The sequence below is a fragment of the Xanthobacter lutulentifluminis genome (genome assembly GCF_043194675.2).
Lineage (GTDB): Bacteria > Pseudomonadota > Alphaproteobacteria > Rhizobiales > Xanthobacteraceae > Xanthobacter.
In genome coordinates this window covers 4,728,978-4,754,030 of the sequence record NZ_CM195525.1, presented here as the reverse complement: position 1 = coordinate 4,754,030, position 25,053 = coordinate 4,728,978, and the positions used below count along the sequence as shown (strand labels likewise).

General features: G+C 69.7%; 23 protein-coding genes. 9 read left to right on the top strand and 14 right to left on the bottom strand.

Annotated features, from left to right (window positions below; translation table 11 throughout):
- Window positions 1-21: 21 nt before the first annotated feature.
- The 4 genes from glyA to exbB all read right to left on the bottom strand — a co-directional run bounded on the left by glyA (window position 22) and on the right by exbB (window position 3,683).
- Entirely contained in the window at window positions 22-1,335 is a 1,314-nt protein-coding gene (gene glyA / locus V5F49_RS22020; RefSeq protein ID WP_394116643.1) for a serine hydroxymethyltransferase, read from the bottom strand.
- A gap of 176 nt (window positions 1,336-1,511) precedes the next feature.
- A complete protein-coding gene (locus V5F49_RS22015) occupies window positions 1,512-2,354 on the bottom strand; it encodes an energy transducer TonB family protein (protein ID WP_394116644.1) in 843 nt (280 codons plus the stop codon).
- On the bottom strand, window positions 2,351-2,809 hold the full coding sequence (gene exbD, locus V5F49_RS22010) for a TonB system transport protein ExbD (RefSeq protein ID WP_394116645.1): 459 nt from the start codon (window positions 2,807-2,809) through the stop codon (window positions 2,351-2,353). Before exbD ends, V5F49_RS22015 begins: the two co-directional genes overlap by 4 nt.
- A 4-nt stretch (window positions 2,810-2,813) precedes the next feature.
- The gene (exbB, locus tag V5F49_RS22005; protein WP_445329378.1) at window positions 2,814-3,683 is read right to left on the bottom strand and encodes a tonB-system energizer ExbB; all 870 of its coding nucleotides are present in this window, start codon (window positions 3,681-3,683) and stop codon (window positions 2,814-2,816) included.
- Between the two features lie 74 nt (window positions 3,684-3,757).
- Between exbB and V5F49_RS22000 the strand changes: the two genes are divergently transcribed.
- Entirely contained in the window at window positions 3,758-4,402 is a 645-nt protein-coding gene (locus V5F49_RS22000) for a hypothetical protein (protein WP_394116647.1), read from the top strand.
- A 244-nt stretch (window positions 4,403-4,646) separates the two neighbouring features.
- On the opposite strand, the gene V5F49_RS21995 is transcribed toward V5F49_RS22000, so the two are convergent.
- The 5 genes from V5F49_RS21995 to V5F49_RS21975 all read right to left on the bottom strand — a co-directional run bounded on the left by V5F49_RS21995 (window position 4,647) and on the right by V5F49_RS21975 (window position 9,379).
- The gene (locus V5F49_RS21995) at window positions 4,647-5,819 is read right to left on the bottom strand and encodes an isovaleryl-CoA dehydrogenase (RefSeq protein WP_394116648.1); all 1,173 of its coding nucleotides are present in this window, start codon (window positions 5,817-5,819) and stop codon (window positions 4,647-4,649) included.
- Between the two features lie 140 nt (window positions 5,820-5,959).
- Entirely contained in the window at window positions 5,960-7,114 is a 1,155-nt protein-coding gene (tgt, locus tag V5F49_RS21990) for a tRNA guanosine(34) transglycosylase Tgt (protein ID WP_394116649.1), read from the bottom strand.
- A complete protein-coding gene (gene queA, locus V5F49_RS21985) occupies window positions 7,111-8,196 on the bottom strand; it encodes a tRNA preQ1(34) S-adenosylmethionine ribosyltransferase-isomerase QueA (RefSeq protein WP_394116650.1) in 1,086 nt (361 codons plus the stop codon). Before queA ends, tgt begins: the two co-directional genes overlap by 4 nt.
- A gap of 18 nt (window positions 8,197-8,214) precedes the next feature.
- Entirely contained in the window at window positions 8,215-8,787 is a 573-nt protein-coding gene (locus V5F49_RS21980; protein WP_394116651.1) for an exopolysaccharide biosynthesis protein, read from the bottom strand.
- Window positions 8,788-9,091: 304 nt separating this feature from the next.
- A complete protein-coding gene (locus tag V5F49_RS21975; protein WP_394116652.1) occupies window positions 9,092-9,379 on the bottom strand; it encodes an usg protein in 288 nt (95 codons plus the stop codon).
- Between the two features lie 388 nt (window positions 9,380-9,767).
- Between V5F49_RS21975 and groES the strand changes: the two genes are divergently transcribed.
- The 3 genes from groES (at window position 9,768) to V5F49_RS21960 (ending at window position 12,549) form a co-directional block, all read left to right on the top strand.
- Window positions 9,768-10,082, top strand: a complete 315-nt coding sequence (groES, locus tag V5F49_RS21970; RefSeq protein ID WP_394116653.1) for a co-chaperone GroES — start codon at window positions 9,768-9,770, stop codon at window positions 10,080-10,082.
- Between the two features lie 88 nt (window positions 10,083-10,170).
- Window positions 10,171-11,802: a chaperonin GroEL gene (gene groL / locus V5F49_RS21965; protein ID WP_394116654.1), complete on the top strand. Its 1,632-nt coding sequence runs from the start codon at window positions 10,171-10,173 to the stop codon at window positions 11,800-11,802.
- 408 nt (window positions 11,803-12,210) lie between these two features.
- Window positions 12,211-12,549 (top strand): hypothetical protein, encoded by a 339-nt coding sequence (locus V5F49_RS21960; RefSeq protein WP_394116655.1) that lies wholly within the window; start codon window positions 12,211-12,213, stop codon window positions 12,547-12,549.
- 336 nt (window positions 12,550-12,885) lie between these two features.
- Here V5F49_RS21960 and mfd read toward each other — a convergent pair whose 3' ends face one another.
- Window positions 12,886-16,392, bottom strand: coding sequence for a transcription-repair coupling factor (mfd, locus tag V5F49_RS21955; protein WP_394116656.1), 3,507 nt, complete (start codon window positions 16,390-16,392; stop codon window positions 12,886-12,888).
- A 41-nt stretch (window positions 16,393-16,433) separates the two neighbouring features.
- Entirely contained in the window at window positions 16,434-16,730 is a 297-nt protein-coding gene (locus tag V5F49_RS21950; protein WP_394116657.1) for an FAD assembly factor SdhE, read from the bottom strand.
- A 197-nt stretch (window positions 16,731-16,927) separates the two neighbouring features.
- On the opposite strand from V5F49_RS21950, the gene cobS reads away from it, so the two are divergent.
- Genes cobS through V5F49_RS21935 form a run of 3 tightly spaced genes read left to right on the top strand, consistent with a single transcriptional unit; the run spans window position 16,928 to window position 18,735 of the window.
- Window positions 16,928-17,719 (top strand): adenosylcobinamide-GDP ribazoletransferase, encoded by a 792-nt coding sequence (gene cobS, locus V5F49_RS21945; RefSeq protein ID WP_394116658.1) that lies wholly within the window; start codon window positions 16,928-16,930, stop codon window positions 17,717-17,719.
- 49 nt (window positions 17,720-17,768) lie between these two features.
- Entirely contained in the window at window positions 17,769-18,008 is a 240-nt protein-coding gene (locus V5F49_RS21940; RefSeq protein WP_394116659.1) for a DUF1289 domain-containing protein, read from the top strand.
- 4 nt (window positions 18,009-18,012) lie between these two features.
- Entirely contained in the window at window positions 18,013-18,735 is a 723-nt protein-coding gene (locus tag V5F49_RS21935; RefSeq protein WP_394116660.1) for a retropepsin-like aspartic protease family protein, read from the top strand.
- An 18-nt stretch (window positions 18,736-18,753) separates the two neighbouring features.
- Here the strand turns inward: V5F49_RS21935 and V5F49_RS21930 are convergent, their stop codons facing one another.
- A complete protein-coding gene (locus V5F49_RS21930; RefSeq protein WP_394116661.1) occupies window positions 18,754-19,590 on the bottom strand; it encodes an aldo/keto reductase in 837 nt (278 codons plus the stop codon).
- Between the two features lie 133 nt (window positions 19,591-19,723).
- Here V5F49_RS21930 and V5F49_RS21925 point away from each other — a divergent pair, with 133 nt between their 5' ends.
- Together V5F49_RS21925 and V5F49_RS21920 are read left to right on the top strand one after the other, a co-directional pair.
- Window positions 19,724-20,902 (top strand): alpha/beta hydrolase, encoded by a 1,179-nt coding sequence (locus V5F49_RS21925; protein WP_394116662.1) that lies wholly within the window; start codon window positions 19,724-19,726, stop codon window positions 20,900-20,902.
- A 191-nt stretch (window positions 20,903-21,093) separates the two neighbouring features.
- Window positions 21,094-22,047, top strand: a complete 954-nt coding sequence (locus V5F49_RS21920) for a LysR family transcriptional regulator (protein ID WP_394116663.1) — start codon at window positions 21,094-21,096, stop codon at window positions 22,045-22,047.
- Between the two features lie 13 nt (window positions 22,048-22,060).
- On the opposite strand, the gene V5F49_RS21915 is transcribed toward V5F49_RS21920, so the two are convergent.
- Window positions 22,061-23,740 (bottom strand): 4Fe-4S dicluster domain-containing protein, encoded by a 1,680-nt coding sequence (locus V5F49_RS21915; RefSeq protein ID WP_509210722.1) that lies wholly within the window; start codon window positions 23,738-23,740, stop codon window positions 22,061-22,063.
- A 67-nt stretch (window positions 23,741-23,807) separates the two neighbouring features.
- Window positions 23,808-25,028, bottom strand: a complete 1,221-nt coding sequence (locus tag V5F49_RS21910; protein WP_394115374.1) for an ABC transporter substrate-binding protein — start codon at window positions 25,026-25,028, stop codon at window positions 23,808-23,810.
- Between the last annotated feature and the right edge of the window lie 25 nt (window positions 25,029-25,053).

Sequence of the window (25,053 nt, the reverse complement as noted above, 5' to 3'; positions counted from 1 at the left end):
TCACGCCTTCCGGCAACGCCCTCAGGGATAGATGGGGAAGCGGGCGAGCAGGGTGGAGACCTTCTCGCGCACCGCGGCTTCCACCAGCGAATCCTCGTCCGCGCCCTTCTGGGAGAGGACGCCCAGCACCTCGGCGATCATGTCGCCCACCTGCTGGAATTCGGCCACGCCGAAGCCGCGGGTGGTGCAGGCCGGCGTGCCGAGGCGGATGCCGGAGGTGACGAACGGCTTCTCGGGATCGAACGGGATGCCGTTCTTGTTGGTGGTGATGTGGGCGCGGCCGAGCGCGCCTTCCGAGGTCTTGCCCGTGAGGCGCTTGGGCCGCAGGTCCACCAGCATCAGATGGGTGTCGGTGCCGCCGGAGACGATGTCGAAGCCATGGCCCTTCAGGGTCTCGGCCAGCGCCTTGGCGTTCTCCACCACGTTCTTCGCATAGAGCTTGAACTCGGGGCGCAGCGCCTCGCCGAACGCCACCGCCTTGGCGGCGATGACATGCATCAGCGGCCCGCCCTGGATGCCGGGGAAGATGGCCGAGTTGATCTTCTTGGCGAGACCCTCGTCATTGGTGAGGATCATGCCGCCGCGCGGGCCGCGCAGGGTCTTGTGGGTGGTGGTGGTCACCACATGGGCGTGGGGGAAGGGGCTGGGATGGGCGCCGCCGGCGACCAATCCTGCAAAGTGCGCCATGTCCACCATCAGCAGCGCGCCGACCGAATCGGCGATGGCGCGCATCTTCGGGAAGTCGATGACGCGCGGATAGGCCGAGCCGCCGGCCACGATCAGCTTCGGCTTGTGCTGGTCCGCGAGCTTCGCCACCTCGTCATAGTCGATGCGCTGGTCGTCCTCGCGCACCGTGTAGGGCACGGGGTTGAACCACTTGCCGGACATGTTGACCGGCGAGCCGTGGGTCAGGTGCCCGCCCGCCGCGAGGTTGAGCCCGAGATAGGTGTCGCCCGGCTGGAGCACGGCGAAGAACACGCCCTGGTTGGCCTGGCTGCCGGAGTTCGGCTGCACGTTGGCGAAGCCGCAATTGAACAGCTTCTTGGCGCGCTCGATGGCGAGGTTCTCGGCCACGTCCACGAAATGGCAGCCGCCATAGTAGCGCTTGCCCGGATAGCCCTCGGCATACTTGTTGGTGAGCACGGAGCCCTGCGCCTCGAGCACCGCGCGCGAGACGATGTTCTCGGATGCGATCAGCTCGATCTCGTCGCGCTGGCGACCCAGCTCCGCTTCCACCGCGCCGGCGATCTCGGGATCGGTCTCGGCGAGAGAGGCGGTGAAGAAGCGGTTCATTTCCTCCGTGACGGAGGCGCGGTTCGCGTCCTGCGAGGCCATGGCAGGTCTCCGGTGATGTCGGGGCACTCCGGCCGGACCACGGTCCACTTGCCGGAGCGGACTGTGCGCTTATCACAGGGCGCAGGTGAAGTCCAAAGGCCCCCCATGCACAGGCGAGAGCCTAGCCCTGCGTCGCTCACATGCGCCGGCCCGCGGGCCGGCGCTCCGGCCTCGCCTCAGCGGGTGAAGTCCACCGCCACGCTGAATGTGTAGGCCCCGCTCGGATGGGGCGGGAAAGGCGAGGCGCGGCGGGCCATGGCGACCGCCTCCTGGTCGAGCACCGGATCGCCCGAGGACCGGGCCAGCCCGGCCGAGGTGACCGCGCCGGCCGCGCTGATGGAGATGGACACTCCCGGCTTGCCCACGTGCCCCCCCTGCGGCCGCTTGTAGCGGCTGAGATGGGCGAAGGCCCGCGACCGCCAGTCGGCGATGGCGGCGGAGCGGACCGCGGAGCTGCCCTGCGAGGGCGCCGCCGTGGTCTCGGCGGTGGCGGCTTCCGAACGGGGCGCGGCTGCGGTCACCGGCGCCTCCCGCTTGCGGGTGGGCTTGGCCTCCGCCTTGGGGCGCTCCACGCGCTTGGGCGGCGGCGGCTCCTTCACCGCCTCCTTCTTGGGCTCCACCTTGGGCAGCACCACCTCGGCCGGGGTGGGCGCGGCCTGCACCTCCGGAAGCTTCTCGAGGGTCTGCTCCACCACCGGATCGGGCGGCGGCGCGGCTTCCTGCGGGGTATCCGGCGCGTCCGGAGTGGCCTCCGGCGACTTTTCCGACGGCGGCGCGGGCACCGCATCGGCCTGCGAGGCGACGCTCACCGCGATGGGGGCAAGCTCGATCATCATCGCCGCGGCCGGCTCGGCCGTCGAGGCCTGGGGCCGCGGCCAGCTCAGGACCACGAACGCCCCCGCCGCGGCGGTCACGGTCATGAGAACCGCGCCCGCGCCCAGCCGCAGCACCGAGTCCCGCAGGTGCCGGCGATCGAGGTCGAGCCAGTGCGGGTGGGAGTGAGGGTGGACGAGGCTCACTGCGCCGGCCCCGGCGCGCTGCCGGACGGCGCCAGCGCCGCCTCCCCTTCCAGCCCGACCAGCGCCACCTTCAGGTAGCCGGCGGCGCGCAGGAGGTTCATCAGCTCCATGACGTCGCCGTAGGGAACGGCCTTGTCCGCCCGCACGAACACGCGCTGCTGCCGGTCGCCGCCGGTGGCGTCGTCGAGGATGGCCCCGAGACCGGGGCGCGACACCGTGTCGTCGCCCAGGGCAAGCGTCAGGTCCTGCTTCAGGGTCAGGAACAGGGGCTTGTCCGGGCGCGTCTGCGGCTGGGCATTGGAGCTCGGCAGGTCCACCTTCACGTCGACCGTGGCGAGCGGGGCCGCCACCATGAAGATGATGAGCAGCACCAGGATCACGTCGATGAACGGCGTGACGTTGATCTCGTGATTCTCGACGAGGTCGTCCCCGCCGTGGTCGAGCCGGGCGGCCATGGCCTTACTCCGCCGCGGCGCGCAGCCGGCGCGGCTCGATGCCCGCCGCCTCGCGGTCGAGGTCGCGCGAGAGGTGGCGCATCACCTCGGCCGAGGTGTCGGCAAGGCGGGCCTTGTAGGCGGAGATGGCGCGGGCGAACACGTTGTAGATGACCACCGCCGGGATGGCGGCCACAAGGCCGATGGCGGTGGCGAGCAGCGCCTCGGCGATGCCGGGGGCCACCACTGCGAGGTTGGTGGTGTGGGCCTTCGAGATGCCGATGAAGGAATTCATGATGCCCCACACCGTGCCGAACAGGCCGACGAAGGGGGCGGTGGCGCCGATGGTCGCGAGCACGCCGGTGCCGCCCGACATGCGCCGTCCGGCCCGCGCCTCGATCCGGTTGAGGGCGACGGCGACGCGCTCCTTGATGCCTTCGGCGGGCAGGCTCTCGGAGGCGCGCCACTCGGCCAGCGCCACCTGCACGATGGCGGCCGAGGGGTCCGGATGGCCGGAGGGCAGCTCGTTCGCGGCGGCGGAAAGCGTCGGGGCGTGGCGCAGCGCAGCGAGCGTGCGCGACACCTTCCGCCGCGCGAACAGCAGCTCGATGGACTTGGCGAACCAGACGGTCCAGGTGACCACGGAAGCAAAGGCGAGGCCCAGCATCACCGCCTTCACCACCACATCCGCCGCGAGGAACATGCCCCAGGGCGACAGATCGTGCGGCAGCTGGGCGGGCGCGGACGGCGCCGGCGCGACGGGCGGCGCCGAGAGCTCGGGGGCCGATGGGACGGCAGGTGCCGCAGCGTCCGCAACGGCCGGCGCGGGTGCCGGCGCCACGGGCGCCGCGACCGGGGCGTGATCATGGGCCTGCGCGAAGGCGGCGAGCGGCATCACGACGGGGGCCAGCGAGAGAAGAGCGGCCAGGGCGACACCGGACAGGGCGCGAAAAGCGGGGCGCCGCTGCGGTGCGCGCGAAGAAATGCAAGAAGGCATCTCGCGTCACCAATCAAATTGTTCTGGAATCGCGGGCGATCCCGCTGTTCGGGATTGGCTGGCTGACGTCTTATAGCCGCATTTCGCGTCCGCGAAAACCCCTGCGGGCATTGCGGGACCGGGTTGGCGCGGACGCGTGGGGCGTGCGATCCTTCAAGAAGCGCGCGGCATCCTCTCTGAGACGGCCGCCGCAGCGTGGGGATGGCGGCTTGATGCGCGCGGTGACGGGCGGAACGGGACGGCTGGCGCGGGCTCCTGCGGCCCGGCCCAAGTTCGGTGCGCGCCGGCGCCTGCTGACATGGGCGCTGTGCTATCTCGCTCTTCTGCAAGCCTTTTCCGGATCCGTGGCGAGCGCTTCCATGGCGGCGCGACTGGCGCTCGACGGGGCGCACTGCCTCGGTCGCCTCCACGATGACGGCCAGCCAGCACGCGATGTGGCGGCGCCCTGCTACGATGCCTGCGCCATCGGCGGCACGCCCGTTCTTCCGGCTCCGGCCGAACCTCCCCGTTCCATTTTCCGCAGCGCAGGCGTCGCCTGCCCGGTCCCGGCTGGCCTCCTCCCGGGCGCGATCCCTGTCTGCGAGAACGCACGCCCGCGCGCGCCGCCGCCAGCCTGACATCCCTCCCCCAAGCGCACCACCTTGCTCCTGACCGGCGATCACCGCCGGGACAGTCGATCGGCTGCGCCAGCCCGATGGCGGCACGCGGCTGGAGCGCCGCGTGCCGGCATGCCCGCCCAAACATGACCGGCCAAGGTCGCAGCTTCCGGTCACGGACCACCGTCCCCGGAGAGCCACTCCCAAGAACGGCCGGGGCGGGGCGAGCCGCAGCCCACCCCGCCCCAGCCGGCGACGATGCGCCTCAGGCGGTCTTGTCGAACAGCTGGCGGCCGATGAGCATGCGACGGATCTCGCTGGTGCCGGCGCCGATCTCGTAGAGCTTGGCGTCGCGCAGCAGGCGGCCGGTGGGGTAGTCGTTGATGTAGCCGTTGCCGCCCAGGGTCTGGATCGCCTCCAGCGCCATCCAGGTGGCCTTCTCCGCCGAATAGAGAATGGCCCCGGCGGCGTCCTCGCGGGTGGTGGCGCCGCGGTCGCAGGCCTTGGCCACGGCGTAGACGTAGGCCTTGGTGGCGTTCATGGTCACGTACATGTCGGCGATCTTGCCCTGCATCAGCTGGAAGGTGCCGATGGGCTGGCCGAACTGCTTGCGCTCGTGGACATAGGGCAGGACGATGTCCATGCAGGCCTGCATGATGCCCGTGGGGCCGCCGGAGAGCACCGCGCGCTCATAGTCGAGCCCGCTCATGAGCACGTTGACGCCCTTGCCCACGGCGCCGAGCACGTTCTCCTCCGGCACCTCGCAATCCTCGAACACCAGCTCGCCGGTGTCGGAGCCGCGCATGCCCAGCTTGTCCAGCTTCTGGGCGGTGGAGAAGCCCTTGAAGCCCTTCTCCACCAGGAAGGCGGTCATGCCGCGCGGGCCGGCGGCCGGGTCGGTCTTGGCGTAGACCACCAGCGTCTCGGCGATGGGGCCGTTGGTGATCCACATCTTCGAGCCGTTGAGGACGTAGCGGTCTCCCTTCTTCTCGGCGCGGGTGCGCATGGAGACGACATCGGAGCCGGCACCCGGCTCGGACATGGCGAGCGCGCCCACATGCTCGCCCGAGATGAGCTTGGGCAGGTACTTCGCCTTCTGCTCGGCGTTGCCGTTGCGGCTGATCTGGTTGACGCAGAGGTTCGAGTGCGCGCCGTAGGACAGGCCCACCGACGCGGAGGCGCGGGAGATCTCCTCCATGGCGATCACGTGCTCGAGGTAGCCGAGGCCGGAGCCGCCGTATTCCTCTTCCGCCGTGATGCCGAGCAGGCCGAGCGCGCCGAGCCTGGGCCACAGGTCGCGCGGGAAGGTGTTGGTCTTGTCGATCTCGTCGGCGCGGGGCGCGATCTCGGCCTGCGAGAAATCGCGCACCGTGTCGCGCAGCATGTCGGCGGTCTCGCCGAGGTCGAAATCGAATCCCGCGGAGCTGTTCGGCAGCATCTGTCCTTCCCTCCCTCGCCTCCCCCTGTTGTCGGATGCGCGCCTTGGGCGGCGCGGGGAAGCGGCGCTAGAATAAAACGGTTGTCCGTTTATTCAATGGGGGAGTTGCAGGAACCTGCGCGATGCGCGCCGCGGACCCATCAGCCTTGCCAGAGCGGGATATCGCCGCGCGCCCAGCCGGCCTTGGTTTCCGCCACATAATCCGCGTAGCGGCCGGCGGCGATGGCGGCGCGGGCGCCGGCCATGAGCTGTTGGTAATAATGGATGTTGGCCCAGGAGATGAGCATGGAGCCCAGCATCTCCTGGCAGCGCACCAGATGATGCAGGTAGGCGCGGGAATAGTCGCGCAGGGCCGGGCAGTCGCTCTCCTCGTCCAGCGGGCGGGGATCGTCGGCGTGGCGGGCGTTCTTCAGATTGATGCGGCCGAACCGCGTGAAGGCCAGCGCGTGGCGGCCGGAACGGGTGGGCATCACGCAATCGAACATGTCGATGCCGCGGGCGACGCTCTGCAACAGGTCGTCCGGCGTGCCGACGCCCATCAGGTAGCGCGGCTTGTGGGTGGGCAGGTGCGGTTCCACCGTCTCGATCATGGCGAGCATGACCTCCTGCGGCTCGCCCACCGCAAGGCCGCCGATGGAATAGCCGGGGAAATCCATGGCGGAGAGCTCGCGCGCCGATTCCACCCGCAGCGCCGGCACCGCCCCGCCCTGCACGATGCCGAACAGCGCCCGGCCCTTGGGCTGCGTCTCGAACGCGCGCTTGGAGCGCTCCGCCCAGCGCAGGGAAAGGCGCATGGCGCGCGCCGCCTCCTCCTCGGTGCAGGGCAGGCGCACGCATTCGTCCAGCTGCATCTGGATGTCGGCGCCCAGCAGGCCCTGGATCTCCACCGAGCGCTCGGGGCTCATCTCGTGGATGGCGCCGTCCACGTGGGAGCGGAAGGTGACACCCTGCTCGCTCATCTTGCGCAGGTCGGACAGGCTCATGACCTGGAAACCGCCGGAATCGGTAAGGATCGGCCCGTCCCAGCGCATGAACTTGTGCAGGCCGCCGAGCTTCGCCACCCGCTCGGCGCCGGGGCGCAGCATGAGGTGGTAGGTATTGCCGAGCACGATGTCGGCGCCCGCCGCCTTCACCTGGTCGAAATAGAGCCCCTTCACCGTGGCGACCGTGCCCACCGGCATGAAGGCGGGCGTGCGGATGGCCCCGCGCGGCGTCGAGACGAAGCCGGTGCGGGCGGCGCCGTCGGTCGCGGACAGGGTGAAGGAGAAGGTGTCGGCAGGCGTGTGCAGCGTCATGTCCCGCCTTCTGGCAGAAGCAGGCAGGCATCGCCATAGGAATAGAAGCGGTAGCCCTGCGCGATGGCGTGGGCGTAGGCGCGCTTCTGCACCTCATGCCCCACGAGGGCCGCCACCAGCATCACCAGCGTCGAGCGCGGCAGGTGGAAGTTCGTGACCATGCCGTCCGCTGCCCGGAACCGGTATCCGGGGGTGATGAAGATGTCGGTCTCGCCCACGAACGGGCGGATGGTGCCGTCCTCCCCGGCCGCGCTCTCGATGAGGCGGGTGGAGGTGGAGCCCACGGTGATGATGCGCCCGCCGTTCGCCTTCACGGCGTTGAGGGCGGCGGCGGTGTCGTCGCTCACCTCGCCCCATTCGGCGTGCATCCTGTGGGCGGCGGTGTCGTCGGCCTTCACCGGCAGGAACGTGCCGGGGCCCACATGCAGCGTGACAGTGTGGACGCTGACGCCCCGCGCGCTGATCTCGCTCATCAATGCGGGGGTGAAATGCAGGCTGGCGGTGGGGGCGGCGACCGAGCCGTCCACCCGCGCGAACACGGTCTGGTAGTCGGTGCGGTCGCGCTCGTCCTCGGCCCGGCGGGCGGCGATGTAGGGCGGGATCGGCATGTGCCCCACCTGCGCCAGCGCCTCGTCCAGCACCGCGCCGGAGAGGTCGAACGCGAGGTCCACCTCGCCCTCGCGCCGCGCTTCCACCCGCGCGTCGAGGGTGCCGAGCAGGCACACCCTGCCCTGCCCGCCGAAGCGCACCACGTCACCTTCGCGCAGTCGCTTGGCCGGCTTGGCGAAGGCGGTCCAGCGATGGCCATCGAGCCGCTTCACCAACGTCGCCTCGATCCGCACCGTCGAGCCGTCCGCGCGGGCGCGCGTGCCCTCCAGCGCGGCGGGGATGACGCGGGTGTCGTTCACCACGAGCGCATCGCCGGGCCGGAGCAGGGACGGCAGGTCGCCGACACGGGCGTCGGTCAGCTCCGGCATGCGGCCGGGGGTGATGACGAGCAGCCGCGCGGCCTCCCGCGGCTCGGCGGGGCGCAGGGCGATATGCTCCTCGGGGAGCTCGAAATCGAAGGCGTCGACACGCATGGGGCGGGGGCGGACAGCTCAGAAGATGGCGATGGCGCCCTGGTAGATGGCCCAACTCATCAGCGCTGTCACCAGCAGGCCGAGGACGGTGGCGCCGAAGCCGGCGAGAATCACCAGCCCGTCCCGCTCCACGAGGCCGAGGCCGAAGATGCAGACGGCGAAGCCGGGCGGCAGGTTGCCGAGGAAGGGAATCGGCAGGATCAGGATGAAGCCGAGCACCACCACGGTGGCACCCACCACGCGCCGCGCCGTCGGCCCGGCGAACTGCTCGTAACGCGGCCGCGAGATCTTCTCGAACCGCTCGATCCAGGGGCGCGAGCGGGTGACGATGCTCTCCAGCATGGCGCGCGAGAAGGTACGCCGGGCGATGCGCTCCGGCAGCCACAGCTCCTGGCGGCCCAGCATCATCTGCAGGCCGATGAGGCCGAGGATGATGCCGCAGACGACCGGGATTCCCGGCGGCATGGGAATGCAGTTCGGGATGCCGAAGATGAGGAAGAGGATGCCGAACGCGCGGTTCCGCAGGGCGTTCACAAGATCGCCGATGGCCACCTGCTCCCCTTCCTGGGAGGCGAGGACGGCGGCGAGCAACTCGGACGTTCGGGGTGTTCTGTGATCCAAGGCGACCTGTTCTCCATGGGTCACCTTCACTCTTAGCACCGGGAAAGCGGCGGTGTCAGGGCAGGTGCGCGGGACCATGCCGCCGGGGCACGCCTGCGCGCGAAGCCGGTGGATGGGGGTGGGCGGCGCGCGCCAGATTCCCGGCCCCCGCGCCGGATGCCTGCCATCGGCCGCCCGCGCAGGTCATAGCCCGGCGGGCGGCGCAATGCGAGATAGAAATTCCCCATACGGCAACCAACAGCGCAATTAGGTACCCTAATGCGCCCGCGACCGCTCAGTTCAGCAGGAACATCCCGTCGACGGATCGCAGCTCCGCCGGGCGGATGAGGCCGGTATGGGCCACCCGCACCGAATGCAGCCGCCCCTCCAGCTCGCGCTGCCAGAACTCCAGAAACTTGTTGAGCTCGGGAAAACGCGGGCAGAGGTCGTATTCCTGCCAGAGATAGGTTTGAAGAAGGGCCGGATGGTCGGGCATCCGGTAGAGGATCTCGGCCGTGGCGAGGCCGTAGCCCTCCAGCTGGAGAACGAAGTCACGCGATACCTTGGACGAGTGGGACACCATCGGTCGCACCTCCATAACCCCGTGCCCGGCATCTCGCGGCCATCCGACGAGCCATGCCGGAACCAGACAATCCATTGTCGGCTCGCCAGTTTCCCAACGCCAAGGCTAAAGATTGGTTTCCTTCTGCAAAAACAACACGCTAGCAGCTGACTACGGAGACTGCTGACAGCGACCGCCGCGCGCCCCGCACACCACCGGGCGATGGTTCCGGTGAACAGCGTGCGTTGAATTTTCTCGGCTTTCCGGCGGGTTGGCACTCCCCCTCCCTGAGTGCCAAAAAATTTCACCGGCCCCCTTGCGGTGGCAAAACGGCGCCCTTAGATCGCGTCGAGCCGGGTACCGGATGGCCCGGCGCCCTGAAAAGAAGCAACGAACCGGAGGTTTCCCGATGGGTTTCCGTCCCCTGCACGACCGCGTGGTCGTCAAGCGCATCGAGGCCGAGCAGAAGTCGGCCGGCGGCATCATCATTCCCGACACCGCCAAGGAGAAGCCGCAGCAGGGCGAAGTCGTCTCTGTGGGCCCGGGCGCCCGCAACGAGAAGGGCGAGCTCGTCGCCCTCGACGTGAAGGCCGGTGACATCGTGCTGTTCGGCAAGTGGTCGGGCACCGAGGTCAAGATCGACGGCCAGGACCTGCTCATCATGAAGGAAAGCGACATCCTCGGCGTGATCGAGGGTGCGGCGGGCGCCAAGAAGGCGGCCTGAGCCCAAGGCGGCCTGAAGACAGGCGGCCTGAGCCCCCTTTCCTCTCCACTCCACAATCCACCGTTCCCTTTCCGAAGGAGCACGCCCCATGGCTGCCAAGGAAGTAAAATTCTCCGTCGACGCGCGCGACAAGGTTCTGCGCGGCGTGGACATCCTCGCCAACGCGGTGAAGGTCACCCTCGGCCCCAAGGGCCGCAACGTGGTGATCGAGAAGTCGTTCGGCGCTCCCCGCATCACCAAGGACGGCGTCTCCGTCGCCAAGGAGATCGAGCTCGAGGACAAGTTCGAGAACCTCGGCGCCCAGCTCGTGCGTGAGGTCGCCTCCAAGACCAACGACCTCGCCGGCGACGGCACCACCACCGCCACCGTGCTCGCCCAGGCCATCGTCCGCGAGGGCGCCAAGGCCGTGGCCGCCGGCATGAACCCGATGGACCTGAAGCGCGGCATCGACCTCGCCGTGGACGCCATCGTCAAGGATCTCGCCGCCAACTCGCGCAAGGTGACCTCCAACGAGGAGATCGCCCAGGTCGGCACCATTTCCGCCAACGGCGACGCCGAGGTGGGCAAGTTCCTCGCCGAGGCCATGAAGAAGGTCGGCAACGAGGGCGTCATCACCGTCGAGGAAGCCAAGACCGCCGAGACCGAGCTCGACGTGGTCGAGGGCATGCAGTTCGACCGCGGCTACCTCTCGCCCTACTTCATCACCAATGCCGAGAAGATGCGCGTTGAGTTCGAGGAGCCCTACATCCTCATCAACGAGAAGAAGCTGACCGGCCTGCAGGAGCTGCTGCCCGTGCTCGAGGCGGTGGTGCAGTCGGCCCGTCCGCTGCTCATCATCGCCGAGGACGTGGAAGGCGAGGCGCTCGCCACCCTCGTGGTGAACAAGCTGCGCGGCGGCCTCAAGGTCGCGGCCGTGAAGGCCCCCGGCTTCGGCGATCGCCGCAAGGCCATGCTGCAGGACATCGCGATCCTGACCGGCGGCACCGTGATCTCCGAGGAAGTCGGCATCAAGCTCGACAGCGTGAACCTCTCCATGCTCGGCCGCGCCAAGAAGGTGGTGATCGAGAAGGAGAACACCACGATCGTCGACGGCGCCGGCGAGAAGGCCGACATCGAGGCCCGCATCGCCCAGATCCGCGCCCAGATCGAGGCCACCACTTCCGACTACGACCGTGAGAAGGCGCAGGAGCGCCTCGCCAAGCTCGCCGGCGGCGTCGCCGTGGTGCGCGTCGGCGGCTCGACCGAGGTCGAGGTGAAGGAGAAGAAGGATCGCGTGGACGACGCCCTGCACGCCACCCGCGCCGCGGTGGAAGAAGGCATCGTTCCCGGCGGCGGCGTGGCCCTGCTGCGCTCCATCAAGGTGCTGGAAGGCCTGAAGGTCGAGAACGCCGACCAGAAGACCGGCATCGAGATCGTGCGCCGCGCCATCCAGGCTCCGGCCCGCCAGATCGTGCAGAACGCCGGCGACGACGGTTCCGTCGTGGTGGGCAAGATCCTCGAGTCCTCCGACTACGCCTTCGGCTACAACGCCCAGACCGGCGAGTATGTGGACATGGTGAAGTCCGGCATCATCGACCCCACCAAGGTCGTGCGTACCGCCCTGCAGGACGCGGCCTCCGTGTCCGGCCTGCTGATCACCACCGAGGCGCTCATCGCCGAGCTGCCGAAGAAGAACGCCCCCGCGGCCCCGGCCATGCCGGGCGGCGGCATGGACTTCTGAGGTAGGGCAGACGTCTGACGCCGCCCGGCGAAACTTCGCGAAACGCAAACCGGCAACAGCCGGTTTGCTCGGGCGGCGGCATGGACTTCTGAGGTAGAACAGACGCCTGACGCCGCCCGGCGAAACTTCGCGAAACGCAAACCGGCATGCCGGTTTGCTCGGGCGGCCAAGGGACTGAAGATGCGAAGCGGCCGGGCCTCTGCCCGGCCGCTTTTCATTTGTGCGCGAGCTTGCGCCCGCAAGGGTCCAACCTGACCTGCGCATTGACCCAACCCGTGGCGGGACACCTTTCGACAAGCTATGGTTGAGGCGGGCAAAATCCTCCGGATGCCCAGGGAGATCGCGTGCCCGGACGGGAGCAGGTCCCGTCCCGCAGGCGCGGATCCATAAGGAATGAAAGGATCGGCCATGAAGAAGACCATTGTGGCGGCTGCTCTGGTGCTGGCGCTCACGCCGGCTGCCGGTTTCGCTCAGGGCGTGGTCAAGGGCGCCGAGCAGGGCGCAAACACCGGTGCAGCGGTCGGTGACAAGGCGGCCGGGCCCGTCGGCACCGCCGTGGGCGGCACGGTCGGCGGCGTCACGGGCGGCGTGGCCGGCGGTGTCGCGGGCGGCGTGAAGGGCACCGGCACCGGCGCGGCCCAGGGCGCGAAGGAAGGCGAGAAGGCCGCCGGCCCGGTGGGCGCGGTGGTTGGCGGCGCCGTGGGCGCGGTCGGCGGCGCCGTGGGCGGCGTGCTCGGCGTGAAGTGAACTTTGGCCCGGCTCTGGATGGCCGGGCGCTGCCCCGTTCCGCACGGCCATCTGTCCGTGCGGTCGGACACGGCCCGGCAGATCGTCGGGCCGTTGCCGTTTCTGGCTGCGGACACGCTGGCGGGAAACCGCCGCCACCCAGGGAAGAACCCGGCAGCTCGCGGATCTGCGGTCACCGGGCGCCTCGCCTGAACACCGCGCCCACCGGAAGGCGATGGCGCCGGCGCTCCATCGTTGGAGCCCGCAACCCGCCCTGCCCGCTCTTCCGAATGCGCCATCCGGCGCAGGGATCGCCGAGCCTCATCAGGGCGCAGCGACGGCCTGTGTCCGCTTGCTCTAGTGCCCCTTCTTCTCCGCCAGCGCGGCCAGCTTCTTCAGGATGGTCAGCGTCCCCTTGAGACGGTCCTCGGCGGAGGGCCAGTCGCGCAGGAACACCACCTTGAAGTCCGGCCGCACCTTGGCCTGCGGCCCCTCCTGCCCGATGAACTTCACGAGGCCGGAGGGATCCGCGAACTCGTTGCCGCGGAAGCCCAGCACCACGCCCTTGGGGCCGGCGTCCACCTTCTCCACATTCGCCTTGCGGGCGAGCGCCTTGATCTGGGTGAGCTTGAGCAGCTGGCCCACCTCCTCCGGCGCAGGGCCGAAGCGATCCACCAGCTCGGCGCCGAAGGAATCGATCTCGGCGTCCTCCTTGATGTCGGCGAGGCGGCGGTAGAGGGCGAGGCGCACGTGCAGGTCGCCCACATAGTCCTCGGGGATCAGCACCGGCATGCCGATGGTGATGTTGGGCGACCACTTGTCGTCCACATAGTCCGTGATGCCGGCCTTGATGTGGGCGATCGCCTCCTGGAGCATCTCCTGGTACAGCTCGTAGCCCACTTCCTTGATGTGGCCCGACTGCTCGTCGCCCAGGAGGTTGCCGGCGCCGCGGATGTCGAGGTCGTGGCTCGCCAGCTGGAAGCCGGCGCCCAGCGTCTCCAGCGACTGCAGCACCTTGAGCCGGCGTTCCGCCTGCACCGTCACGGGCTTGGTCGCCGGCACGGTGAAGATCGCATAGGCCCGCGCCTTGGCCCGGCCGACGCGCCCGCGCAGCTGGTAGAGCTGGGCGAGGCCGAACATGTCCGCCCGATGCACGATCAGCGTGTTGGCGTTGGGCACGTCGAGGCCCGATTCCACGATGGTGGTGGAGAGCAGCACGTCGTACTGGCCGTCGTAGAAGGCGGTCATGATGTCTTCGAGCGCGCCGGCGGCGAGCTGGCCGTGGGCCACCGCCACCTTCACCTCGGGCACGGAAGCCGCGAGGAACTCGCGCACCTCGGCGAGATCCTCGATGCGCGGCACCACATAGAAGCTCTGGCCGCCGCGATAGCGCTCGCGCAGCAGCGCCTCGCGCACCACCAGCGGATCGAACGGCGTGATGAAGGTACGCACCGCGAGGCGGTCCACCGGCGGCGTGGCGATGATGGAGAGCTCGCGCACCCCGGTCATGGCCAGCTGGAGCGTGCGGGGGATGGGGGTCGCGGTAAGGGTGAGGACATGCACCTCGGCCCGCAGCTGCTTCAGCCGCTCCTTGTGGGCGACGCCGAAATGCTGCTCCTCGTCGACGATGACGAGGCCGAGATCCTTGAAATTGATGCCCTTGCCGAGCAGCGCGTGGGTGCCGACCACGATGTCCAGCGTGCCGTCGGAAATGCCCTTCTTGACGGCGGTCAGGTCCTTGCCCGTCACCATGCGCGAGGCCTGGGCGATGTTCACCGGCAGCCCGTGGAAGCGCTCGCGGAAGGTCTTGTGGTGCTGGCGTGCGAGCAGCGTCGTCGGCACCACCACCGCCACCTGCTTGCCGGAAAGCGCCACCGCGAACGCCGCGCGCAGGGCCACCTCGGTCTTGCCGAAGCCCACGTCGCCGCACACGAGGCGGTCCATGGGATGGCCGGAGGCGAGGTCGTCCAGCACCGCGTCGATGGCGGCTTCCTGGTCGTCCGTCTCCTCATAGGGGAAGCGGGCGCGGAACTCGTCATAGAGGCCGGCCGCCGGCACCAGTTTGGGCGCCTCGCCGAGCTGGCGCTGGGCCGCGATCTTGATGAGCTGGGAGGCCATCTCGCGGATGCGCTTCTTCATCCGCGCCTTGCGGGCCTGCCAGGCGCCGCCGCCCAGCTTGTCCAGCTGGGCTTCCGTCTCCTCCGAGCCGTAGCGGCTCAGAAGCTCGAGATTTTCCACCGGCAGGAACAGCTTGTCCCCGCCCGCATAGTGCAGCTCCAGGCAATCATGGGGAGCGCCGGCGGCCTCCACGGTCTTCAGGCCCACGAAGCGGCCGATGCCGTGGTCCACGTGCACCACGAGGTCGCCGGCGGTGAGCGCTGTCAGCTCGGTGAGCACGTCCTGCGGACGACGCGCCTTGCGCTTGGGGCGCACGAGGCGGTCGCCGAGGATGTCCTGCTCGCCGATGACCGCGAAATCCGGCGTCTCGAACCCGGCCTCCAGCCCGAACACGGCGAGCGCCGCCTGCGTCTTCGGCAGCGCGGAGAGGCGATCGAAGCGGGAGATGGCGGCGGCGCCGGTCAGCCCATGGTCGGCCAGCACCGTGCCGAGCCGCTCGCGCGAGCCCTCCGACCAGCCGGCGAGGATGACTTTCTTCACCTTCTGCAGCTCGCGCACATGGGCGACGGCGGCGTCGAAGACGTTGGCCTCCGGGTCGGCGCGCTCGGCGGCGAAGGAGCGGCCCTGCGCGCCGCCAAGGTCGATCACCTGCCCGGCCCCGCCCTGCGGCTGCGTGAACGGCGAGATGCGGGCGAGCGGCATGCCGGCGATGCGCTTCGTCCATTCCGGGCCGGTGAGATAGAGCCGGTCCGGCGGCAGGGGATTGTAGACGGGCCCGCCGCCCTGCTCCTGCGCATGGCGGCGGGCGTCGTAATAATCCGCCACCTGGGCGATGCGCTCGCCCGCCGCTTCCTCGGCAAGCGGGTCGAGCAGCAGCGTGCCGCCTTCCAGATAGTCGAACAGCGTGTCCATGCGCTCGTGGAACAGGGGCAGCCAGTGCTCCATGCCGGCGTGGCGGCGCCCCTCGCTCACCGCCTCGTACAGCGTGTCGCCCTTCTGGGCGGCGCCGAACTGGGCTACGTAGGCCATGCGGAAGCGCCGCATGGTGTCGGTGGTCAGCTGGAATTCGGCCATGGGCACCAGCTCCAGCGACCGCAGCTGGCCGGTAGTGCGCTGGGTCTCGGGATCGAAGGCGCGGATGCTCTCCAGCGTGTCGCCGAAGAAGTCGAGCCGGATCGGCGCGTCGAGGCCAGGCGGGAACAGGTCGATGAGGCCGCCGCGCACGGCATATTCGCCGGTGTCGCGCACGGTGGGGGTGCGCAGGAAGCCGTTCTGCTCGGCCCACTGGGTCACGCCGTCGAGGGCGATGGCGTGACCCGGCACCGCCACCAGCGACTGCGCCTCCACCAGCCCCCTGGCCGGAACGCGCTGCACGGTGGCGTTGACGGTGGTGAGCAGCACGCTCGCCGCCCCGCCCTTCACCCGCGCCAGCCGCGCCAGCGCCGCCATGCGCCGCGCCACGATGGCGGCGTTGGGCGAGGCGCGGTCATAGGGCAGGCAGTCCCACGAGGGGAAGGAGATCACCTCCAGCTCGGGCGCGAAGAAGGCGAGCCCGCGCTCGATGGCCGCCATCCTCTGCCCGTCCCGGCACACCACGGTCAGGCTCGGCCAGGGCGGGTTCTTGCGGGCCGCGATGGAGCGGGCGAGGTCCGCCACCACCATGCCCTCCATGCCGTCCGCGACGCGGGAGAGGATGAGCGGCCGGCCTTCGGCCAGCGCGTCGGCGAGCGGCAGGGGACGCTTCACGGGGGCACTCCGGGAAAAGGACGTGGGGACGGCGACCGGCGTCAGTCCGGCAGGCCGCGGCCCGAAAGGTGGAAGGCGCAGATCTTCGCGAACAGCGGGGTGTCGAACTCGGGCGGGATCGGCTCGGTGCCGCTGACCCAGGAAAAGACCTTCTGGTCCTCGGGCTCCAGCAGCTCCTCGAACGCCACGAGCTCCGCATCGGAGAGGTTCTCGATCTCGGCGGTGGCGAAATTGCCGAGGATCAGGTCCATCTCGCGCATGCCGCGATGCCAGGCGCGGAACAGGATGCGGCGACGGCGATCGTCCAGCCCGTCGCTGGACCTGGTGATGCCCGACATGATGGCCTCCAAAGCACGACGCCGGCCGGGCCGAAAAGCCCGTCCGTGGGGCGCATATAGGGGCAGGCGTGCGGATTTGGCCAGAGGCACGGACGGCCGCAGCGCCGCAGGCAGCTCTTGACCGCGGCCGCGAGACAGGCTCCCAAGGAGGCGCGCGCCCCGCTCCCGGTGCCCCGCAACTCCAGCCCGGACGCCTGATGCCGACCCTCGCGAAGGACCTTCTTGCCGCCCTGCGCTTCTATTCGCGCCTGCCCCTGCCCGCCGGGCCGGACGCGGCGGCGGATCATGCCCCGCCCCAGCTCGACAGGATTGCCTATGCCATTCCCCTGGCCGGCGCGGTCATCGGTGCGCTGGGTGGCGTGGTGCTGGTGGGGGCGCTGGCGCTGAAGCTGCCGCCCTTCCTCGCAGCCGCGCTGGCGGTGACGGTGCTGGTGCTCGCCACCGGCGCGTTCCACGAGGACGGCCTTGCCGACACGGCCGACGGCCTCGGCGGCGGCTGGACCCGCGAGCGGCGGCTGGAGATCATGCGCGACAGCCGCATCGGCAGCTATGGCGCATCCGCGCTGGTGCTGGCCCTGCTGCTGCGCATCGGGGCTCTCGAGGCGCTGGCGCTCAGGGCCGGGCCGCTGCGCGCCGCCCTCGTGCTGGTCGCCGCCGAGGCCGCATCCCGCGCGGCGGGCATCCTGCTGCTGCGCGCCCTGCCCCCGGCCCGCTCCGACGGCAGCGCTGCCGCCGTGGGGCAGCCCTCGGAAGCGGCGACCCTCGCCTGCGCCCTGATGGCGGCGCTGCTGGTGGTGGTCATTCTCGTGCCGGCCTTCGGGATTGGAACCGCCTTCGCCGGCCTCGCCGCGCCGCTGATCGCGCTGGCGGCGCTGGCGTGGCTCTCCGGCCGTCTCATCGGCGGGCAAACCGGCGATGTGGCCGGGGCGACCCAGCAGGTGGCCGTCATTGTGTTCCTCCTCGGCGTGCTTATCTTCCCCGGTAAGTGAGCCGGCGGTTCGATTCGCGCCGCCGCCCCGACGCCATCCAGGAATGCACGTGCCGTTGACGCCCGATGCCTCAGACACCGCGCCCGCGGCCGACGCCATCGCGACGCCGTGCATCAAGGTGTGCGCCATCGAGCCCCTGAGCGGCCTGTGCATGGGCTGCGGCCGTACCCTGCGGGAAATCGGCGGCTGGGCGTCCTATTCGCCGCGTGCCCGCGCGGAAGTGATGGCGCTGCTGCCGGCGCGGCTTGCCCGCCTGAAGGCGCAGCAGTCCGACGACGTTCCGGAATAGCGCCATGCGCAGCGACAAGCTCCTGTGGATCCTGCTTCTCGGCCTGTTCGGCGGCGTGGTGGTGCTGGCGGTGCACCATGAGAAGGGCCAGGTGGCCGGCATCGAGCTCGACCAGTTCGGCGCGCTGGTGGGGCAGCTCTCCATCGCCATCTTCATCGGCGCGGCGCTGTGGGCGACCCTGCGCGGCCGGATCGCGGAATCGCTGATGGCCGCGGGCTTCTGGCTGGTGCTCGCGGCGCTGCTGGCGCTCGGCTACACCTATCGCGAGCCGCTGACGCAGGTGGGCCGGCGCGTGCTGGCGGAGGTGGCGCCGGGCTATGCGGTCAACATGGCCCAGTCCGGCCCCGCCACGGTGGAGGTGACCCGCGCCTCCGGCCGCGACTTCGCGGTGCGCGCCGCCATCAACGGCACCTCGGTCAACATGCTGGTGGATACCGGAGCCACCTCGGTGGTGCTGACCCATGAGGCGGCGCAGTCGGCCGGCCTGCCGGTGGATTTCCTGAAGTACGACGTGCCGGTGGACACGGCGGGCGGGCGCACGCGGGCGGCTGCCGTCGTGCTGGACAACGTGATCATCGGCGGCATCGTCGAGCGGCACGTGCCCGCGCTCGTTTCCCCGCCCGGGATGCTGCGCCAGAGCCTGCTGGGCATGACCTTCCTGTCGCGGCTCGACGGCTTCGAGTTCCGCGGCGACCGGCTGGTGATGCGCGGCGCGGCCGCGCCCTGAAGCCCGGCGCGCGGCGCCTCACAGCATCTCCAGCGACACCTTGCGGCGCGGCGGCGGGAAATCCCGGTCGATGGCGGCGAGGTCCTCGGCATCGAGCGCGAGGTCGCGGGCGGCGGCATTCATCTCCACATGGGCAATGCGACCGGCCTTGGGGATGGCGATGACGTCGCCGCGCCGCATCACCCACGCCAGCGCCACCTGATACGGATCGACCCCGTGCTTGCGCGCCACCGCCCCCAGCGCGCCGCCGCGCGGCAGCCGCGCCTGCTCGATGGGGCTGTAGGCCATCACCGGGATGCCTTCCGCCGCGAGCAGCGGGAACAGGTCGAACTCCGGCCCCCGGCGGCTCGGATTGTAGAGCACCTGATTGACGGCGCAGGCATTGCCGCCGGGCGCCTCCAGCAGCTCCTCCATGTCGTCGGCGTCGAGATTGCTCACGCCCCACAGGCGGATCTTGCCCGCCGCCTGCAGCGCCTCGAATCCGGCGATGGTCTCGGCGAGCGGATGGCTGCCGCGCCAGTGCAGCAGGTAGAGGTCGATGCGGTCGGTCTTCAGCCGCTTCAGGCTGCGCTCGCAAGCCGCCTGCACCCCGGCCCGGCTGGCATTGTGGGGATAGACCTTGCTGACGAGAAACACCTCGTCCCGCCGTCCGGCCATGGCCTCGCCCACCACCTCCTCGGCGCCGCCCTCGGCGTACATCTCGGCGGTGTCGATGAGGGAGACGCCGAGGTCGAGGCCGGCCCGCAGCGCCGCCACCTCCCCTGCCCGCGCGCCGGCGCTCTCGCCCATGTACCACGTGCCCTGCCCGAGGGCGGAAACCTGTTCGCCGTTCGGGAGCCTCACCGTCCGCGCCATGTCAGCACCCGTCCTGATACCTGCCTTGATCGTGGCGGAGACCATAAACCACTGGTCGACGATATCCAGAAGCTGCCGTTCCCCGGCGTTCCCTTCCGGCCATGCTTCCACTAGAACCATCAGGCCGGGGGGCATGCGCGAGGTTGTGCGGGTGAATGCGGTGACGGTGCGACTTCTGCGGACCCATGCGCGGCGGCTGCTGGCCCCGATGCTCCTGCTGGCGCTTGCGGCCTGCGCGCGGCCGGAAGGCGTGCTCGTGCCGGTGGAGGTGGGCGATGCCTCCGCCGCCGGCGCCGGCAAGGTGGACATGCTGGTGGCCACCACCCGTGCCCCCAGCGAGACCGAGGGCGTCGTCTTCACCGGCGAGCGCGGCGGTGGCCTTGCCCTCACCAACATCGTCGTCTCCATCCCGCCCGGGCGGCCGGTGGGCTCGATCCAGTGGCCGAGCCGCATTCCCGCCGACCCCGCGCGCGAGTTCGCGGTGACGCGGGTGGACCCGGTCGGGCGTCCCGAAGCTAGGGCCTGGTTCCAGCGCCAGCCGCGCGACAAGCGCCGGGTGCTGGTGTTCGTCCACGGCTTCAACACCCGCTTCGATGCCTCGGTGTTCCGCTTCGCCCAGTTCGTGCACGACACCGGCACCAATTACGTGCCGGTGCTGTTCACCTGGCCCTCGCGCGGGCGGGTGACCGACTACATCTACGATCGCGAGAGCGCGAACTTTTCGAGGTCCGACCTCGCCTATGTGCTGGAGGCCGCCGCGAAAAGCCCGCACGTGGACGAAGTCGTGGTGCTCGCCCATTCCATGGGGGCGTGGCTCGCCATGGAGTCCCTGCGCCAGCTCGCGCTGTCCGATGGCCGCGTGCCGGCCAAGATCACCAACGTGGTGCTGGCTTCGCCCGACCTCGACATCGACGTCTTCGAACGGCAGATGCAGGAGCTGGGACCCAAGCGGCCGCAGGTCACCATCTTCGTCTCGCGCAACGATTCCGCCCTCGGCCTCTCGCGACTGCTGGCGGGACAGGTGCAGCGCGTCGGCGCGGTGGACCTGAGCGATCCCGCCTACAGCGCCCGGCTGGAGCAGGCGACCGGCATCGTCGTGCTCGACCTGACGGCGCTGCAGGGCGGCGATGCGCTCAACCACTCCAAGTTCGCCACCCAGCCGGACATGGTGCGCCTCCTGGGCGACAGCCTCGCCTCCGGCCAGTCCATCTCGGATGATCCCGGCCCCGCCACCAGCGCCGTGCAGACCATCGGCGGGGCGGTGGGCACGGTGGTGACGGCGCCGATCCAGGTGTTCACCGCCGGCCGGTGAGCGCGGCGATCCCGTCGTGCCTCCGGCGCGACCGGGTTGTGGAAACATCGACGGCATGCGGTTTTTTCCTGCCCCCTGTTCTGCGGGGAATTTGTATTCATCGGTCGTCGTGTTCAAATCCAAAGGTTTGAACTGGATGAATGCTTTTCAGCATAAAGATGAATATGGCTCACAAGAAGCGGAGGTCCAGGGTGCATCGGATCGACCTCAATCTGTTCCGGGTGTTCGATGCCATCCTGCATCATCGCAGCGTCAGCGCCGCCAGCAAGGAACTGGGGGTGACGCCCTCCGCCGTCAGCCACGCGCTCGGGCGGCTGCGGCAGTCGCTGGACGATGAGCTGTTCATCTATGGCGAGGACGGCATGGCCCCCACGCCGCGCGCCATCGAGCTCGCGCCCGCGATCCGCGACGGGCTGGAGCGGATCGATGCGGCGCTGCGGACGAAACCGTTCGTGCCGGCCGATTCCACCCGCGTCTTCCGCGTGTCCGCCACCGACTACAGCACGGTGGTGCTGCTGGCGCCGCTCATCGCCCATCTGGCCAAGGTGGCGCCGCAGCTGGAGCTGCGCATCTTCCCCTACAACCGCCTCGACGTGGTGCGGCACCTCGACGAGGGGCGGCTCGATCTCGTCATCGGCTGGTTCGGCGAGGTGCCCGAGCGCATGCGCCGCGCCGAGCTGCTGCGCGAGAACGAGGCGCTGGCGGTGCGCCCCGGCCATCCGCTCCTCGCCGTGCCGCCCACCAAGCAGGACCTGTTCGCCTATCCGTTCGTGGTGGTGGAGCTGACCGGCTCCGAGGAGCAGGGCGACGACGGCTTCATGGACGATCGCGGCGTGTGGCGGCGGGTGTGGATCGACCGGCTGATGATCGAGACCAGCGGCGACGACGACGCGGTGGGGCACGTGGCGGTCTCCCTGCCCCATTTCGCCGCCGTGCCGGAGATCCTCGCCTCCACCGACATGGTGGCGACCCTCCCCGAGCGCCTCGCCCGCCGGGGCGCGGAGCGGGGCCTGCTGGAGCTGCTGAAGGTGCCCTACGAGCCGCTCACCGTCCCCCTCGACGTGCTCTGGCATCACCGGGGCGATGCCGACGGCGGGCTGAAATGGCTCATCGGCGAGATGATCGCCATCGCCCGCAGCTGCTGACGCCGCCCGGTCCTCACATATTTGGATAGTTCGGCCCGCCGCCGCCTTCGGGGGCGGTCCAGGTGATGTTCTGGTTGGGGTCCTTGATGTCGCACGTCTTGCAGTGCACGCAGTTCTGCGCGTTGATCTGGAAGCGCGGCGCGTCCGCCCCCTCCTCGATCCACTCATAGACGCCCGCCGGGCAGTAGCGGTTGGACGGGCCGGCATAGATGTCGTGCTCCGACGCCTTCTGCAGGGCCATGTCCTTCACCACCAGATGCACCTGCTGGTTCTCCTCGTGGTTGGTGCTCGACAGGAACACCGAGGAGAGCTTGTCGAAGGTCAGCACCCCGTCCGGCCGCGGATAGGCGATCTTCTTGCACTCCTTGGCCGGCTTCAGCGAGGCGGCGTCGGTCTTGCCGTGCTTCAGCGTGCCGAACAGCGAGAAGCCGAACGTGTTGGTCCACATGTCCAGCGCCCCCAGCGGGATGCCGAGGAAGGTGCCGAACCGCGACCACAGCGGCTTCATGTTGCGGACCTTCCTCAGGTCCGCGCCGATGGCCGAGGCCCGCCACGCCGCCTCATAGCTGGAAAGCTCGTCGTGGCTGCGCTCCGCCGCCAGCGCGTCGAGCAGGTGGTCGGCGGCCAGGATGCCGGAGAGCACCGCGTTGTGGCTGCCCTTGATGCGCGGCACGTTCACGAAGCCGGCCGCGCAGCCCACCAGCACGCCGCCGGGGAACGACAGCTTCGGCACGCTCTGGTAGCCGCCCTCGGTGATGGCGCGCGCCCCATAGGCGATGCGCTTGCCGCCCTCGAAGGTGTCGCGGAAGATCGGGTGGGTCTTGAACCGCTGGAATTCGTCGAACGGCGAGAGCCAGGGGTTCTGGTAGTTGAGGTGGACCACGAAGCCCACCACCACCTGCTCGTCGTCGATATGGTAGAGGAAGGCGCCGCCGCCGGTCTTGGAATCCAGCGGCCAGCCGAAGGCGTGCTGCACCAGGCCGGGCTTGTGCTTCTCCGGCTTCACCTTCCACAATTCCTTGAGCCCGATGCCGAACTTCGGCACGTCGCGGCCCTCGCCCAGTCCGTACTTGGCGATGATCTGCTTGGTCAGGTGCCCGCGCGCGCCCTCGGCGAACACGGTGTAGCGGCCGCGCAGCTCCATGCCGCGGGTGAACTCGGCCTTCATCTCGCCTTGCCTGTCGACGCCCATGTCGCCGGTGGCGATGCCGGTCACCGCGCCCTTGTCGTCATACAGGATCTCGTCGGCGGCGAAGCCGGGATAGATCTCGACGCCGAGCGCCTCGGCCTTCTGCGCCAGGAAGCGGCAGACGTTGCCCAGCGAGCCGACATAATTGCCGTGGTTGTTCATCAGCGGCGGCATGGCGAAGTTGGGCAGCTTCACCCCGCCGGCCGGGCCGAGCAGCCAGAAGTGGTCGTCCGTGACCTCGACCGAGAGCGGCGCATCCGCCTCCTCGCGCCAGCCGGGGACGAGGGCATCGAGCCCCACCGGGTCGATCACCGCGCCGGAGAGGATGTGGGCGCCCACCTCGGAGCCCTTCTCCACCACCACCACGGAGACCTCGGCCCCCCGCTCGGCCGCCTGCTGCTTCAGACGGATGGCGGTCGCAAGCCCCGCAGGACCCGCCCCAACCACCACCACGTCGTAATCCATGCCCTCGCGTTCAGGCAGATCCATCGACATCGTGCTCATCCCTGCATCCGGGCGCGCCGAAAAAAGGATAGGCGCGAGGGGGCCCTGACCCCCTCGCGCCCCGTGGTCACTTCACCAGCGGGCAGTTGCCGTCCGCCAGCGGGCGGAAAGCCTCGTCGGCGGGAATGGTCGCCACCAGCCGGTAGATGTCCCACGGACCCTTGGAATCCGCCGGCTTCTTTACCTCGAACAGATACATGGGGTGGGTCGCGCGGCCGTCGATGCGGATCTCGCCCTTGCCGAACAGCGGATCATCGACGGGGGTGGAGCGCATCTGCGCCATCACCTTGGACGCGTCCTTGGTCTTGGCGTCCTTGATGGCGTTCAGATAATGCAGCGCGCTGGAATAGACGCCGGCCTGCGTGCTGGTGGGCATCCTGCCGCCGAACTTCTCGGCGAACCGCTTGGAGAAGGCGCGCGTGTCGTCGTTCAGGTCCCAGTAGAAGGCCTCCGTCAGCAGCAGGCCCTGCGCGGCCGGCAGGCCCAGCGCCTTCACGTCGGAGGAGAAGATCAGCAGGCCGGTGAGCGACTGCCCGCCCTGCCCGAGGCCGAACTCCGCCGCCTGCTTGATGGCGTTGATGGTGTCACCGCCGGCGTTGGCGAGGCCGACCACCTTGGCGCCGGAGGCCTGCGCCTGCAGGAGGAAGGAGGAGAAGTCGGTGGCGCTCAGGGGATGCTTCACCCCGCCGACCACCTTGCCGCCGGCCTTCTTCACCGCCGCCGCGGCATCCCGCTCCAGCGCCGCGCCGAAGGCATAGTCGGCGGTCAGGAAGAACCAGCTCGTCCCGCCCCGCTTCGTGGCGGCGGTGCCGGTGCCGTTGGCCAGCGCCCAGGTGTCGTAGGTCCACTGCACCGTGTTGGGCGAGCAGCGCGCGCCGGTGAGGTCGGACGAGCCGCCGCCGGAGACGAGGAACACCTTGTTCTTCTCGCGGGTGATGTCGCTCACCACCAGCGCGACCGACGAGGTGGGCACGTCGAGGATGGCGTCGACGCCTTCCTGGTCGTACCACTTGCGGGCGACGGACGAGCCCACGTCCGGCTTGTTCTGGTGGTCGGCGCCGACCACCTCCACCTTGAAGCCCTTGTTGCGGGCCATGAAGTCGTCGGCCGCCATCTGCGCCGCCACGACCGAGCCGGGGCCGGAGATGTCGGCATAGACGCCGGACATGTCGTTGAGCACGCCGAGCTTGACGGTGGTGTCGTCGGCCCGGCCGGGGGCGGAGGCGAGCACGCCAAGAACGCTGGCGAGCGTGAAGGCGCAGGCGCGCCGCAGGATACGCGAAGTCATCAGGTGTCCTCCCTCAGGGACGAGT